Origin of the sequence: Cronobacter sp. EKM101R (genome assembly GCF_963888145.1) — a bacterium.
Classification (GTDB): domain Bacteria; phylum Pseudomonadota; class Gammaproteobacteria; order Enterobacterales; family Enterobacteriaceae; genus Cronobacter; species Cronobacter turicensis.
Map to the genome: position 1 here is coordinate 54,109 of NZ_CAWPHW010000003.1, position 16,566 is coordinate 70,674.

Consider the following 16,566-nt stretch of genomic DNA (forward strand, 5'->3'; position numbering starts at 1 on the left):
ATTGCTAAACTAAACATCATCTTTTTTAAAGATATCGTCCCACGTGATACCATCACTACTTCTTGGTTCATATTGTTTGTTCAGATCTATCGAATGCCACTTCCCGCCATCTTCAACCATCAGTTCTTCTACATCCAGACAGTGATTTTCATCGTCATCAATAAAAAGATGGCCTTTCACTTTGGCGTAATGAAATAATCTTGATGAACCGCCGCCGTACAAACTAACATTATTTTCAAGATTATCACTGAGTCCTTTATTTTTGATTTTCAAAAAAGGAGCTTTTAAATAGTTATTTCCGTAATCTTTATCTATCAGACTCAGATCACCGTCTGAATGATAAATAAGATATCCATCAAGATATACCTCATTATCATTAGCAAAATTATCTATAACCTCTTTTACGGTCTTCATTCCAGAACAATCCCATTAAAATTCATGCGCTTATCTAAAACATCCGCGCGAACCCCGGCAGGCCCATTAAATGGATCACGGATCATATAATAATCTACCCCATCAACTTTTTTCATTGAGTCAACCACGATAAAATGGCCACCTTTACCAGTATCAATGTTTACAATAGTGGTGCGCCCTTGTGACGCATAATCTCTCAGTTGATTGGGTAATAATGTATTCGTTGGCTGATTCACCACTCCATTTTTTGATAAAACCGTGCTCATTTCATTGATATTAACCCCTGTAGGGCGTATATCATCGAACTGTTTAACAACAGAATCAAGATTTACTACCTTACCTTTTTTGTCACTGATAACCATAGCACAGGTAGTAGGGCCGCATAAATTTGATCCGCCAGATTCATGACTGGTTTGGTTAATATAGGTTCCTTCGGGTGAATATTCAATTCTAACCTTAGGAGGCAGTGAAGTATCTCCAGCCCCATCATAAATATTTTTTGGACTGCTTTTTGCTACCTGACTTTCAGCTTCACTAATCCAGTTAGCGCCATAAAATCCAGCCAAAGTGCTGACAAAGCCATGAAGTTGCATAACTTTATCGTACTGTGATGCAGCCTTATCCCAGCTGGTATTATTTTTCTTAGCAATGGCAGTTATAGCGGCATCGCGCGTAATACTTTCTTCATCCAGTCCCTTCAGTATCGCGCCAGCATTGGCTGCATCCTGCGGATAAAGATCCTTAAATATCAAACTGTAAGTGACACTCGCACCATAAGTATTGAGTGCATTCTGTGCCTTTTCAACCAAAGCCGTACAGGCTCCGCCTGACTTATTACCCTTCGTACAAATGTCATGAATGACCTGATCACGCTCTTTATCTAACCTACGGATATCCGCCAGTTCTTTGGTTTCATCACCTGTTAATATCCCCGCTTTCTCCTTGTGCTCCAGCACTGCTTTTATTTCGGCTTCGGTCGCACTCAGGTAGTTATTCTCAACCGCATTCTTCCCGGCCTGCGCTGCGGCCTGAACACCCGCGGTATTGTCGCTGACGGCAGCTCCGGCGAGCCCGGCAGCAACGGACGAGAGCGCACTGACCAGCTGTCTTTCGTCTTCTCCCAGCTGTTCCGGTTTTTTGCCGTACAGATCGAGCGCCAGTTTCGCCGTCAGTTCACCGGTGGAGGCCCCGGCGGCACCTGCCAGCACATCTTTACCCTGCGCTTTTGCAATCACTGCGCCCGCCAGCGCGTGGGCCAGAATGCGCTGAGCGCTGTCTTCGTCGGTGTGATTTTTCACAAATGTCGCGATGTAAGGCGCGGCAGCGCCTGCGACAGCACCCGAGAAATCACCGTTGACCAGACCGGCTATCGCCGCAGAAGCTGACTGTGCAATTTGCTGGTATTTCCCGCCGGTGCCGTATTCACTGAAGGCGTCCTGATACGCCTGGGTCTGCTTCAGTTCTTCCGCGCTTAAATGCGCATTTCCGGGAACGGCACGGGCCGCTTTCAGCGCGTTGATGTCGCCTTCCGTCATCACCATGGTGGTCATCTGCCCGGCGATGTCGCTGGTCATCTGTGCGACTTGCAGACGCTTCTGTTCTTTCTCTTTGTTAAAGATAGGGCTGACCGTGTCGTTGGCGTTTGCCACGTCGCGGCTCAGTGAAGCCACATCCTGTTGCTGGCCAGCTTTATCTCGGATAACAATAGTCCCTTCCGATACTGCAGACTGCGTGGTACCGCTGGCATGACCGCTGCTGCCAAGTCCTGATAGCATCGCCCCGCTGACAGCGGAAAGCCCGCTGCTCGCCAGCCCTATTAAAGACCCTGACCCCGTACCGGCACCAATCGTTCCGCCTTTATGGCTGACTTTGTAATCCGCCTTATTGCCAATATCCGTAAAGCTCAGCGTGCCGGTCTCCAGCCGGTTTTTATCCGCGGCGGCCGTTGATCCAATCACGGCGCCATTGAGCTGGGTATGGCTTCCGACAGTGACGTCAAAGCCACCTTTACCAGCGAAAATCCCGCTCTGCTCAGCAACGCTGTTGAAGGTGCTGTGCATTTTGTCCTGGCTAAAATTAACATAGCCAGAACCCGTCATGCTGCCGAAGGTGAAACTGCCGCCTGCGCTCACGCTGCTCTGTTTGGAGTCGTAGTGATTGCTGTCCTGCAGACTGGTAATTGTCAGGTTGCGCCCGATATCCGCCGTCACCTGGCTACCACTCACCTGCGCACCAATCAGCGATGCATCCTGTCCGCTGTGCAGCGATACTTTGCCACCGCTATCCAGCGTGGTTTCGGTCCAGTCGGTGCCGTCACCCTTTTCCTTGCCCTTCGCCGCATTCACATTTGCAAAGACGCTCAGGCCCGCACTTCCCTGACCAACCCCAAAGCTGACGCCCACGCCGCCGCCACTGCTGCTGTTACTGCCGGTGGTTTTCTGCGTATTCGCCGCGCCGGTCAGGAGAATATCCCGCGCCGCATTCAGGCTGGCATCGCCGCCCGCTTTCATGCTGCTGCCCGCAACCACAATATCGCCGCTGTTAGCGCCGTGATTTTTACCGGTGGCGTTAATCGACAAGTTGTTTCCGGCATTCAGCGTCGAACCGGTGACCTGATCAGATACCTGATGCTGTTCAGATTTTGATTTTTGCGTGGTCAGAGAAACGCTGACGCGGATACCGGCATTAGGCTCACCGGTGGTGTCCGCCATCTCTTTGCCCTGTACTGCCTGATAACCGGAAAGCACCGATTTGGTCGCCTGCAGCGCGGCAAGACGAGAATCGCTTTGCTTTGTAGCGTCCTTTGCCGCCGTCACTGCATTATTGACGGCATCGACCACAGCCCCCGTAAGCGCCACGGTTAACCCGCTGCTCTTCTGTTCAAATTTCTGATCAGAGGTACGTTTATCGTGCCCCGGCTCGATAACCACGCTGTCGCCGGTGAGCGTGAGGTTTTTCCCCGCCACCAGATCGGCGCCGCTGACGCGCGCCTGTTCGCCCGCCGTGACGGTCACGTTGCCGCCGGTCGAGCCGACGGTGCTGACGCTCTGGCTCTGCGTGGTGCCTTTTTCTTTCAGCTCATGGCGCGTTTTGCTGCTGCCGATGGTAAAGCCGATCCCACCGGATCCCATCAGGCCGCTCTTTTTCTTCTCTTTGAGCTGCCAGTTCGAATCGGTGTTGGTCGCCGCCGCGATCTCCACGTTTTTACCGGCGCTCAGCGCGACGTTACCGTCGCCTGCCACCGCCGAGCCTTTGACGAGCACGTCTTCGCCCGCCTTCAGCGTGACATTATCGCCGCTCAGCAGCGTGCCCGCTTCGCGCGTGGCGCTCTGTTCAGACACCGTGTGCGTGGTGGTTTTCTTGAGGAAACCTTTTTTGGTTTTGGTTTCTTCTTTGTAGTGGTAATCGCTCTCGGTGGCGGTCGCGAGGTTAATATCGCGCCCCGCCGTCACGCCGATGTCGCCCTTCGCCGTAGCCTGCGCCGCGTCGGCATTCATATCGCGCCCGGCGACAATGACCGTGTTACCACCGCTCGCCAGCTCCGTGCCCTGCTGACGCACGGACTCGTTAATGGTGGTTTTTTTCTTCGAGCGGTAGCTGTCGCCAGAGGTAGTGGCCTCCGCGTTCAGGTTGACGTCGCGTCCGGCCTGGATGCCGATATTGTCCTCTGCCGCCAGGGCCGCCGCGTGCGCGTTGATATCCCGGCCTGCACTCAGCGTCAGGTTGTCGCCAGCGGAAACGGTCGTGCGATCGAGCCCGGTGCTGTGCGTTTCTTTCTTGCCGTTGCGGCTGTTTTTACTGGTTTGCAGAGCCTCGAGGTTGAGATCGCCGCCTGCCGCGAGGGCCGCGTTGCCGCCCGCCTTGATATCGCCTGCCGCCACGCTCAGGTTGTCACCGGCTTTAATGCCGAGATTGCCGCCTGCGCTGAGGGTGCTACCCTGGTAGGTCACCGAAGAGCGGCTGGTGTTGGTGTTATTCCGCAAACCGGACTGCCCGTAAGCGTCGTTAACCTGGTTGGCATTCACCGCGATATCGCCCCAGGCATTCATCAGCAGATCGCCGCCGGAGGTCAGGTTCGCGCCGGTGAGCGTGATGTTTTTACCGGCCTGTAAGGCCAGACTGTCCTGCGCGCTGATGGTGGCCGTGCTGCCGAGTGTGGTGTCTTTCAGCATGACGCTGCCGTACTTACCGCGTGCGTCGATGCTCGTCTGTTCGGCAAGCGTGATGTTGTTAATGCTGCCGTCGGCGCTCTCCAGCGCCACGGTTTTCCCGCTGATGGTTGAGCTGATGTTATTGATGTCGCCAATGGCGCTCAGGCTCAGGCCGCCGCCTGCTTTCATCAGGCCGTCGTTGAGGTTGCTGATGCTGTTCTGGCTGTCGAGTTTGAGATCCTCTCTGGCCAGCAGCGTGCTGCCGCTGTTGGTAATGTCACCGCCTTTCAGGCTGACGTTATTCCCCGCGATCACGCTGCCATTATTAACCGTCACATCTTTCGGCGAGAGATAGAGTTTCGGGATCATCACCGTCTCGCCATTCACCGTGGCGGACTCCCACCAGAGAATGCTTTTATCAAGCGAGGCGATTTGATCGCGCGTCAGCGCCACGCCGAACTGCAGTCCCAGCGATTTTTGCTGCGCGGCAGCGCTGTCCATCAGGTACTGCATCTGCTGGAGATCGGAGCCGACGCCGTTGAGATAGCGATTGCCGGTCTGGTTCAGCAGCGTATTGCTGACGTAGCGCGTGTCGAACGCGGCATCTCCGAGGAAACGATAGTCATACTCCGGGTTGAGGTTGAGCCGCCCGAGCATGTATGACGAGCCGAGGAACTGTTTTTCATTGGTGAAGCCCGCGCGCGTCTCACGCGGCGCGGCGCCAGGCTGGACGCCCAGCAGTTTGTTGAGATCGCCGAACAGCGCCGGATCGAGCTCGCCCAGGCCATCGAGTTTCGGGTTAACGTTGATCAGGTACGGGCTTTTCGGGTTATCGGAAACCACAAAAAAGCCGTTGTTGCCCGAAGGCAGCGGATACGCGCTGGTATCGACAGGTTTGCCTGGCGTGTTCGCCAGCGCGCCGCCGGTGATATTCGCCGCGCTCGCCGCCGTTACGCCTACGCTGGCGAGGCCAGAAGTATTGCCAAGATTCGCTTTATCCGCTTTGGTGGCAGAGAGGTTAGCCAGCGCGCTGCCGCCTGCGCTGTTCTCCAGCGCGCCGCCGCCGTTGATCTGTTGTAGCGCGCCCTGAAGCTGATCTTTCCACTCCGGCGAATTGACGGCGACCGCCGCGCCACCCGCGAGGCCCTGTTTTTGCACGCTACCGCCAATACTTTGATGGCTCAGAGTATTCAGGGGTGGCGTGTTTATGGTGTTGCTGACTTTTCCTGCGTTCGCGGTGGTGCTGGTGTTACTGATATTATCGGCAAAATTCGCGGTGACGTTACCACCAGCTTGTATGACGGCGCGGTAGAGTTCGCCGTTTTCAGTTTCTGTTACATAATTTTCAAATTTATAAGCTACATCCCTGAGATACCGAGTGCCGTTCATCGTATAACCCGTGGTATCAACATTCCGTGAGCCAGGCTTGGGGCCAGAATAGTTATATACTGCATATTTAATATGAGTACCGGCTTGATAGCTTTGGTTATTTAAACTTTGGCCTTCCAGATTAATGTTATTATTTGCGATTATGTTACTGGCTTGGTTATTAAGCACACCTGCACTAATTACCAGGTTTCGACCTGAAGAAATACGAGCACCACTACCTTCGGCTGATATTTCTTGCTGCGTTTTTTCTAATATAAACTTCCGCGTTTCGTACTCTTTAAGAGGATGATAATAAATAATGTTGTATGCATAACGGAAACAAGGTACACCACTGCAGCTACCTGAGGTTTCGTTAGAAAGCGCAATATATGAATCCTGAACCAGGGTATCTATTCCTAAGTCAGCGACAGGAATATTTACATTCGGTTGTCCCATCCATGCATAAGTAGAGTCTGAATCCTGGGTTTGCATGGTTGATTTAAGCCCTGCGCGTTCATTGCGCAGATTTGCGGTCTTAATCGTAATATCGCCGTTCTGCGTCTCGATATTACCGGACGTATTCACCACTTCCGCATTCGCATTACCCGCCGCATCTTTCTGCATCCACAGGCTGTTGCCCGCGAGAATATCGCCGCGCTGGTTGGTGATGCTGTTGGCGTAGAGCGCCAGGTTACTGGCCGCATAAAGCAGTGCGGTATTGACGATATTGCCCGGCGCGGTGAGCGTCAGGCTGCCGCGGGTGCCGGTAAAACCGTCCACAGTGATGTTGCCGCGGCTCGCAATAGTCACATCGCCGCCGCCCTGTAACGTACCTGCGCCGTTGAGCGCCACGCTGCCGCCGCTGAGCGTGCTCGCGCCGCTGCCGGTCGTGATCTGTCCGTTGTTGGTGAGCGCGCCGCCCGCGCTGACATTCACCGCCTGGCCCTGCAGCACGCCGCGGTTATCGATGGCGCCATTGCTGGTGACGGTGAGCGTTTTCCCGGCCGCCAGCGCGTTGTTATTGGTAAACGCGTTAGTGAGCTTAAGCGTCAGATTGCCGAGCGCAACCAGCTGGCCCGCCGCGTCCAGGCCCGCGCTGCCAATCCACAAATCGCCGCCGGAGAAGAGTTTGCCAGCCGCCTGCTGGTTGACCTGGCTGGCATTCACCGTCAGTTGGTTATTACCGAGCAGCGTGCCGTTGTTGTTGAGCGTGCCGTAGTTGACCGTCAGCGCCCCGCCCTGCGTCGTGCCCTGGTTGGTGAACGTGGTGCCGGTCAGCGTGCCCTGATCCGCAAGCCAGGTGCCGCTGTTGGTCGCATTCGCGGCGTTCAGAATAAGGTTCGTCGCCTGCAGCCAGCCCGCGCCGGTGAACTGCGGCGTGGTGAGCGTCAGCTGGCCGCCGGAAAGCAGCTTACCGTCGTTGCGCGCAGACGTGGTGGCCTCCACCCGCGTGGCGCCGCCGCCCTGCATCAGCCCATAGTTCAGCAGCACCGGCGTGGTGACGGCGAGATCCTGGCGGCTGATAACCTGCCCGCCAGCGTTGTTGGTGAGCGAGCCGCGCGCGGTGAGCGTCACGCCGTTATCGCCCTGCAACCGACCGCTGTTGGTCAGGCCGCCGGTGGTGACATCCAGCGTGCCGCCCTGCACCGCGCCCTGGTTATTTACCGCGCCTGCGCCCATCGTCAGCGCGCCGCCGGTTAACAGTTTGCCGCCGCTGGTCTGGGTGAGATCGTTATTGAGCGTCGCCGTCAGGCCGTTGACGCCCGTGATAGCGCCGTCGTTACGCAGGCTGTTGCCGGTGAGCGTCAGGTTTTTCGCCGCCCATTCGCCCTGGTTCGTCATGGCGAGCGCGTTCAGCGTTGCCGTGCCGAGCGCCGTGATTTTGCTGCCCGCCTGGCTGTTAAGATCGCCGGAAAGCGTGATGTTCAGGCCGTCCGCGCTCTGGATAGCGCCGCTGTGGTCGAGGCGCTGCGCGTTCAGCAAAATATTTTGCCCCTGCCAGCGCCCGGCGTTGTTCACCGCGCCAGAATCAATACGCAGCGTGCCGCCGGTGAGCAGCGCGCCGTTGGCGCCATTGATCAGCTCGCGCGCCGGTGCAACCAGCAGCATACGGGCCATTCGCGGTTGTGGGCGGGCGGTGAGCGTCAGCCCCTGCACGCCGGTCAGGGTGCCCTGGTTGTTGATCTGGTTCTGGTACGCGCTCAGGGTATCGCCCTGCAGCGCGCCGTGGTTGGTCAGCCGCTGGCCGTCGAGCGTCAGCGCGCCCTGGCTCAGCAATGAGCCGTTGTTGGCAAGCTCGCCCGCCGTGACGGTGGCCGCGCCCTGGCTTAACAGCGAGCCGTTGTTGGTCAGGGTGGTGCGCGTCTGCGCGCCCAGCCCGCCGAGGCTGATTAACGTGCCGCCGTGCGTCCAGTTGTCGGCATCAACTTTCACCTGCTGGCCCTGCAGCGTCCCGCCGGTGTTAAGCGTTCCGGCATTAAGCGAAAGATCGCCACCACTCAGCGTGCGGGCGTTCGCACCCGTGGTAAGGGTGTCGCCGGTCGCGGTCAGCCCCTTCGTGCCCTGCCAAAGGCCGTTGTTTGTAAGCCGATTCGCCTGAAGCGTTAGGGTATCCGCCACGATGCGCCCGCTGCCGGTGAGGCTGTCGGCGTTAAACGTCGCGTCGCCACGGCTGACCATCTGCCCGTCATTGGTGAGCGCGCCCTGAACGGTGCCCGTGAGCCCCTGAATGCCGTTTATCACGCCGCGGTTATCGAGGCTGCCGGCGGTCAGCGCCAGCGTGTCGCCCTGCACTTGTCCGGCGTTAGTGAGGTCAGCGCCGTGAAGTGTCAGCGCGCCGCCAGAAAGCCAGGTGCCGCTGGCGTCGTTCGTGAGCGTCTGCGCCGTGGCCTCCGCGCGCTGCGCGCCCTGAATAAGCCCGCTGTTGTGGAGGGTTCCGGCACCCAGCGTGACGTCATCCGCTGCGAGCGTGCCGCTGTTGATCATCGTCCCTGCAGTAAGCTGCGCACGTCCGTCGGCCATCAGCCGCCCGGCGTTATCCAGCGCGCCACTGAGCGTGGTATCAAGCGCCGCGGCGTTGATATCGCCGCCGTTGATGAGCGTGTTGCCCCGGAGCGTCAGCCCGTCGTTAACCGACAGCTGCCCCTGGTTGTCCAGACGATCGAGGTTCAGCGTCAGGCCGCCGCCGGTGGCAAGCTGGCCGTGAGCGCCGTTATAAAGATTACGCGTGGTGAGGCTCAGGCTGTCGTTGCCCGCAAGCGTCCCGCGGTTAGTGATGCCGGGTGCCTGAACGGTCAGCGCGCGTGCCGCCAGCGTGCCGTTATTCGACAGCTGCGCCGCGCTCACGTCCGCCTGATTCTGGCTCAGCAGCGCGCCGTTATTCTCAAGCGTCTGGCTCAGCGTGGCGTTCAGGCTGTCGGTCGCCTGCAGCGTACCGCCGTTATGCAGGTTATCGCCGGTCACGCTGAGCGCGCGGCCCTGCATCTGGCCCTGGTTGTCGAGCGTCGTGCCGTTGAGTGCAAGCGTACCGCCGCCAGTGACTTTACCGCCTGCGGCGTTGGTGAGCATGGCGCCATCCCAGTTCAGCGCATCGCTGCCCTGCAGCAGCCCGCTGTTTTGCAGATCGCCATGCAGCGCCAGCACTTTCGCCATCAGCGCACCGCGGTTATCCGTATTACCGGCACGGATATCAAGCGCCTGCTGGCTTAACACGTTTCCCTGATTGGTCAGGTTGCCGTCAATCTGTGCGGTGACGCCGTTTTGCCCGAGCGCGTTGCCCTCGTTGCGCCAGTCCTGCGCGGCGACAGCAAGCGTGTCGCCCTGTAACAGCCCGGCGTTGCTGAGCGTGTTCTGGTTCAGCGCAAGCGCCCCGCCCGCGAGCACCACCCCGCCCTGCTGGTTATCGAACTGTTTACCGTGCGCGAGTACATCGCCGGTCGCCTGCAAGGTGCCGCTGTTGGTGACGGCGGCGCTGTTGAGATCGAGCGTGGCGGCCGCCAGCGTGCCGGTGTTGGTGAGCGCTGGCGTGGTAAGGCGCAGCGCGTCGGTCGCGACCAGTTTGCCGCGGTTATCGGCGTGTTTCGCCAGCGTCAGCAGCAGCGCCGTGGCGCTGAGCTCGCCGCCGTTGGTGAGCGTGCCCCCGTCCAGCGCCAGCGTACCGCTGGTGCGCAGCGCGCCCTGGTTGTCGGTGTCACCCGCCGTCACGTTCAGTACGCGGTTGCCCTGCACCAGCCCCTGGTTTTGCAGTTGATCTGCGGCGATCGTCACCTGCTCTGCCGCCAGCGTGCCGTCGGAGCTGAGCGTGCCGGTATTCAGCGTCAGCGCGTTATCCGCCAGCAGGCGGCCGGTATTGTTGAGCGTCGTGATGTCGCCGCTGAGATTCACCCCGTTGATCTCGCCGCGGTTTACCAGCGACTGGCCGCGCAATGAGAGGTTGCCGTCGGTGCTGATCAGCCCCTGATTGGTGAGCACCGGGAGGGTCAGATGCAGATCGCGGGCGCTGTACAGCGTACCGCCGGAAAGGTTATCGAAACTATCGTAAGCCATATCGAGCGCGCGATGGCTCTGTAACAGTCCGCCGTTCGTCAGCTGCGCGCCACGCAGCGTCAGATCGCCATCGGTGGTGATTTGCCCCTGGTTGGTGAGCGTCGGAATGGCAAGGTTCAGGCTGGCCGGGCTGTAAAGCGTGCCGCCCGCGAGGTTATCGAGGCGATCGGTTGAGAGATTAAGCGTGCCGCTGCCTTTCAGAAGGCCGCGGTTAGTGATTTGTTTACCGCGCAGCGTCAGCGCGTCGCCCGTCAGCGTACCGCTGTTATTAAGGGATTCATCACCCAGAAAGGTGGTCGCGGCCGAGTCAGATTTGCCGCCGTGGCTCAGGCGCTGCGTCGTGACGTTCAGCGCGCCCTTCGCCGCATGCGTGCCGTCAAGCGTCGCGTCATGGGCGGTAATGGCGAGATCGCGACCGCTTTGCAGCTGCGCGTCCTGCTGCGTGGTGACGGCGTCACCGGTCAGCGTCAGGTTACCCGCCGCGATCGTCTGGCCGCTGAGATCGGCTTTACCGACCGCATCGAGACGAATATCGCCCTGGCTTGTAGTGAGCGCTCCCTTACCGGAGGTAACCTGTTGAGCCTGTACATCGAGGCGTTTTGTGCCGGAAAGCGTGCCGTTCTGCTCAAGTTCGCCGATGTTGGCAGTGAGTGTGCCGTCCGTGAGGATTTTCCCGTTGGTCCCGTTGCGCAGGCTGTCTGTGAGGTTAAGAGCGGCATCGCCGCGCGCGCTGACGGTGCCCTGTTGATCGAGCGTTTTGCCTTTCAGCGTCAGTGCCGACGCGCTTTGCAGCGTTCCGCTGTTGGTCACGGCATCGCTGTCAACCGTCACGCCGTTGCCCTGCAGCGTGCCGCGGTTATTCAGACGGGTGGTTCGGGTGTCGAGGCGGCCAGTGGCAGCAATCTGCCCGCTGTTGGTGAGGCTGTCGCCCGCTATCTGCGCGTTGCCGCCGGCGTTAATTTGCGCCTGGCTCGCGAGCGCGCCGCCGGTGAGCGTGACGTCACGTTTTGCGTCAAGACGGCTACCGCTATCCAGCGTGACGGTTTTGCCGTTCAGCGCCTGGCTCTGGCCGCTGGTGAGCGTACTGGCGCTGGCGGAGAGCGCACCGTCGGCGGTAAGCGTCATGGCGCCGTCGCTTGCGAGCGCTGCGTGATCCAGCGCCACCCCGCCACGGCTGTTAACCGCAAGCGTACCGCCGGTTTTATGCTCGCCCGTGAGCGTGACGTTGTCGCCTTTCGCCGTCAGGTTGCCGCTCGCCAGGCTGTTTTTAACCGTCAGTTTGCCGCTGGCGTCGAGCGTGATATCGCCCTGGCGCGCATTGAGGTTGCCAAGGTTAACGCCCACTCCCTTATCGCCGGACACCAGACGAATGCGGTTGGCGTACATGCCGCCGAGCGCGCCGGTATCGACCGCCACCACAGGGGCATTGCCTTCACCGACCATCGCGGTGCGGCTGCCGTCTGCGTTAACGCGGTTCGCGCCCGCCGTTACGTTTAAATCGCGCGCGTGGATCGCCGCGTTCACTTCGGTGGCGCGGGAGATAATCGACAGCGCGTCGCTCTGGCTGGCGTCAAGCCCTTTGCCTTCCACGGTGATGGTGCCGCGGGTGACCTCCAGCGCGGAGAGATTACCTGCGGCGTCGAGCACCGGCTTGCCGGTGGTCAGCGTGACGTTCGGCGTGTTAATAAAGCCGCAGCCGTTACAGGTAATGCCATACGGGTTCGCCACCATGACGTTCGCGGCTTTACCCGCCACCTCGGTGTAGCCGTTGAGCTGTGAACGGCTGCCGCCCGTCACTTCGTTAATAATGCCGCGCGCTTCCTGGCCCGCTTTCAGGTTCGGGTTGTTCTGGATAAGCCCGCCGAGCTGGGTCTTGTTCAGCTGCCCGGTGGCGTTATTGAGAATGACCCCCTCCTGGCCGACGTTATAGTCTTTGAACTGGTTATGGGAGATCCCCGCCGCGTTGGGCCTGGCGATGTTCACCACCGGCACGCCGTTACCTGCTTTATCCATCGCCGTGGGGCCTGTGGGCGCCATGGCCGCCGCAAAAGCCGGCGCCACGGGCTGCCAGACCAGCAGGGAAATAATGAGGTAGCTCAGCAGACGAGCGGAAAAACGCACGGGCGGTTGACGGGTATCCATGACCTGAAGCCTCTTAAAGCGTGAATGCGATGCGGTAGTTAACGGTAAAGTGGTCCGGCCCCAGCCAGTCCGGGTACTGTAACGGCGTGCCTACGGTAAGCTGACTGGCGAACCAGCGCCCTGCGCTGCCAAGCCCGACGGCCCCCCCCCACAGCGTGCCGGAGGCGTAGCGGTCAAGTTTGTCTCTGGCGAGCCAGCCGCCATCCAGCGCCGCCGTGGCGCTGATCTGGCCGAGCACCGGCAGCGTTGCCAGCGTGTAGTTGAGTTCGTTACGCCAGTAGCCGCCGTTGTCGCCGGACAAATATTGCTCTTTAAAGCCGCGAACCGAGCTTTCGCCGCCGAGCGTCAGGCGTTCGGCGCCATAGAGGCGATCCGGCGACCACTGGCCGTACGCGCTGGTGAGCCACCACAGATCCTGCGTGAGCGGGCGCTGCCAGCTGGCGCTGAGGCTCCATTTACGAAACTGCGCTTTGGGTTCGTCACCGGTTTTGGTTTCATCGGTTTCGCTGTCGAACCAGGGCATGCCGCGGCTGAAGGCCGGGTTGAAGGTCGCCACGCCGCCGCCGGTTTTCTGGGTGTGGTTAACGCCGAGCGTCAGGCTGGAGAGCTTGCGGCTGCTGCTGGCGAGCAGGGCATTATTAAGCCAGTTGTGACTTTCGCGCCGTGTGACGCCCGCGGTAAGCGCGGTTTTGATATCGCCGTTGCGGAACACCACGCGGGAAAGATTAAGGCGATGCGTTTCGCTGTCGCCGGTGGAGATCCACATAAAACCCTGGTTATCGAGCGTCGAGCGGTAGTCGCTCCAGCTGTAGCTGTAATCCAGCAGGCTGTAGCCCCACGGGATACTGACGCCCGCCTGCAGGCTGCGGGCGTTATACGCGGTCGCGAAATCGCTGCTGCGCCCGCCGCTGACAAACCACTGATCGGCGATCCCCAGCAGATTATTACCGGTGAGCGAGCCATTAAGCTGCCCGGTGCCGGTGCTCTTCTGGCCGCTGTTATCGAAACTTACCGTGGCGCGTAGCGGAAACTCGGGCGTGGCAGTCAGATTGACCACCGACCAGCCGGGCGTGTTGTCCGGCAGAATATCGATTTGTACCGGCGTGGCGCGCAGGCGATTGATCTGCTCCATCCCCTGCTCAATATCGCGCAGGTTCAGGATCTTCCCTTCAAGCCCCGGAAACGCCATTTTCAGCAGCAGCGGCGTTTTGTTTTCGAGGCGGATCTGACGCAGCTTTCCTTCCAGCACGACGATACGCAGTTCACCCTGCGAGAGATCCTGCTCGGTGAGAAACGCGCGGCTGGTAATATACCCACGACTCAGATACCAGTCTGATACGCTATTTATCAGTTGCGTAATACGCGGCATATCGAGGCACTGATTCAGCCAGGGGCGCGATAATTTCGCCTGCTCACGCGCGCTTAACAGCGTGGCGCCGGAATAAGTAATGGTACGAATGGTAAAACACGGGCCGGATGACGGGGCAGGTATTACAGGCGCTTCAGCGCGGAGTAGCGGCGTGCTGCGCTGTAACTCCTCACGCTGCTGCTGACCCTGTAATAACAGCTGTTCCTGTTGCTGGCGGATGGCATCGCGATCGGCAGGAGAAAGTGGCGCCGCAAAGGCAGAAGGAAATAGCAGCGCCAGTAATAATCCATAAAAAATGCGAGCAGTCATCCGGTTGACCTTTGAAATGAAAAAGTTAGCGGAATAACACAGCGTTATTTCGCGAATGGTTTTAAGGTTTTTCTTATAGTAATAGTTAATTACATTTATTCACAAAGATATATTCTTTGCGGGCTGCGCGTTAATTTGAATAAAAGAAAAATAAGAACAGGCCCAGAGTGAAACCGGTGGTACCGGCCAGAATAAAACAGCGGGAATTGTGGTTATAAAAAGGATTAATGTTGAAATGGACTTTTAATGCGTTTTATATAACAAGAGAAACGGGCTTTTTAAGTGAAAGCAGTCCCCACAGAAACCCACGCTGAAACAAACCCCGGCAATCCGCTGCAAGATCAGCGGTCAGTGAAATGCCTCATGCTCGCCGCCCTCATCTTCGTCTAACTTGCTGTTTATACAGGATTACATGCTGAGATTTCACGGTGAAATCGCCAGATTTTTAACAGTAAGGCGAGATCGCTGACGGAGAGCAGGAAGCGTATCCACTATGGAGAGTGCATAACGGCAAAATATCCACTACAGAGAGAAGCATCCACTACAGTGAGTAAAATCCACTGTAGTGAGTTTGGTAGCGAAACGGCAATACGCACTGCTCACTACAGTGGATGTTCAGATCTGGCCTTTGCGGATTTTCTCCAGCAGTGCCAGCTCTTCTTTGGTCAGCATCACCATTTCGCCCTGCTCTTCCGCTACGGCGCTGTTTTCCACCGGCAACTCCTCACCGGCCGGCAGCGCGCCAGGCAGGCTCTGCGGACGCAGTTTTGGCCTTCTGTAGTGGATATGAAAGTACACCACCCGCCCGCGTTTGATTTCGGTGTAATCGAGATAACCGATCTCTTTGAGCTGCTCCATGGCTTTACGCACCGTGGAGTTTTGCGTGATGGTGCGGGACGTAAGATTCAGACGTGCGCGCAGACGGGCAAGCGAGACCGGCGCCGGGTTGGGCGGCAGGCTTTCAATAAACGTATACAGCGCCTGCGCGGATTCTTTACGCGACAGTTCATTAATGGCGCGCAGCTGCAGCAGGACTTTCTTGTCGAACTGATAGAGCTCGAAGATTTTTGGATCGGCCTGCAGCGTCACCTCATCTTTTTTGGCGCTGTACTTGGCAGACTGCACCAGGTGCGTGACGTAGTACTCCCCTTCTTTGTTACTGAAGGAAATGGTGTTGGTGGCGATACGGGTCAGCGAGGCATCAAGACGCTTACGGAGCTTTGCAGAAGAACGGGCCGAAGGAATGCCGCACAGCTTCACGAACTCCACAAAAGGCAGCGTGACGCTGTCGCCAAGCACATTATATTTGGCGAAGGCATGAATGATCCCGACCCAGGTTTTGAAATCATTGTCCATGTCCAGACGGGCGCCGGTTATCTTGATATTTTCGTAGCCTTCCGATTTTACCAGCGAAAGCTGCTTAAGCTCTTCCGTCACGTCCATCGAGGACATCTGGCCTTTTCGGCCGCGGGCGGTGGACTTCAGCGTCGGAACAAACAGGCCAAGGCGCATCAGCGCGACCGGCTGCACCGTGTTGTTACGGTTAGGGACCAGCGTGACCACCTCGCCGGTTTTACGGTCGAGCTCACTGAAGGCGTCGTTGATATTGATGCTCTCTTCATCGGCCACGTGCGGGTTCTCCTGTCCTGAATGCCGGTGTTTACTCACTATAGTGGTTATTATCTTCGCCAGTGAGAGTATCACTCACCATAGTGGTTATGTCACATGCTTATACGCGCCAATTACTCTCCATAGTGGATGTTTACTCGCTACAGTGGTTATTTACTCTCTGCAGTGGTTGTTTTACCGGATCCTGATACAGGATCCTGCACGTAGCTCACCATAGTGGATACCCGCAACGCCTGCGTAAGAGCGTTAATCTGTTACAGTGATGGTCAGGCAGCAAAAAAAGGCTTTGGGGGGTGTGAATAAGCGTGTTAATGCGCATTGATAACTTTACCGGATACCAGGAAAAAGGTTTCTGTGACAGAGGGTTATCAGGCAATGACCGATAACAACAACCCAGGGGCTTTGCTCACTACAGTGGATACACGGTACTCTCTTCAGCCGTTATATGCCTCACCACAGTGGATATCCGGCTCGCTTCAGTGGATGATCTGCTCGCCATAGTGGTTATAAAGTGATGCAACCCCATGATCCAGATAAGAAATTCAGGAAAGGGATCTTTAAGGATCATATTAGGGATCTGCTTGGGATCGAAAACTTTGATCGGGCCTGTGGATAACCTTCAGAAACAACGCATCTCCC

Annotated in this window: 4 protein-coding genes; all 4 read right to left on the reverse strand. The window is 57.8% G+C overall.

Annotation, left to right across the window (positions count from 1 at the left end; translation table 11 throughout):
* Positions 1 to 9: 9 nt before the first annotated feature.
* Positions 10 to 414, reverse strand: coding sequence for a hypothetical protein (locus tag AACV31_RS04875; protein ID WP_237656673.1), 405 nt, complete (start codon positions 412 to 414; stop codon positions 10 to 12).
* Positions 411 to 12,620 (reverse strand): hemagglutinin repeat-containing protein, encoded by a 12,210-nt coding sequence (locus AACV31_RS04880; protein ID WP_165156358.1) that lies wholly within the window; start codon positions 12,618 to 12,620, stop codon positions 411 to 413. The genes AACV31_RS04875 and AACV31_RS04880 overlap by 4 nt, the downstream gene beginning before the upstream one ends.
* A 13-nt stretch (positions 12,621 to 12,633) precedes the next feature.
* On the reverse strand, positions 12,634 to 14,298 hold the full coding sequence (locus AACV31_RS04885) for a ShlB/FhaC/HecB family hemolysin secretion/activation protein (protein ID WP_165156356.1): 1,665 nt from the start codon (positions 14,296 to 14,298) through the stop codon (positions 12,634 to 12,636).
* Positions 14,299 to 14,913: 615 nt separating this feature from the next.
* Positions 14,914 to 15,927: a RepB family plasmid replication initiator protein gene (locus AACV31_RS04890; RefSeq protein ID WP_007767773.1), complete on the reverse strand. Its 1,014-nt coding sequence runs from the start codon at positions 15,925 to 15,927 to the stop codon at positions 14,914 to 14,916.
* Positions 15,928 to 16,566 lie beyond the last annotated feature (639 nt).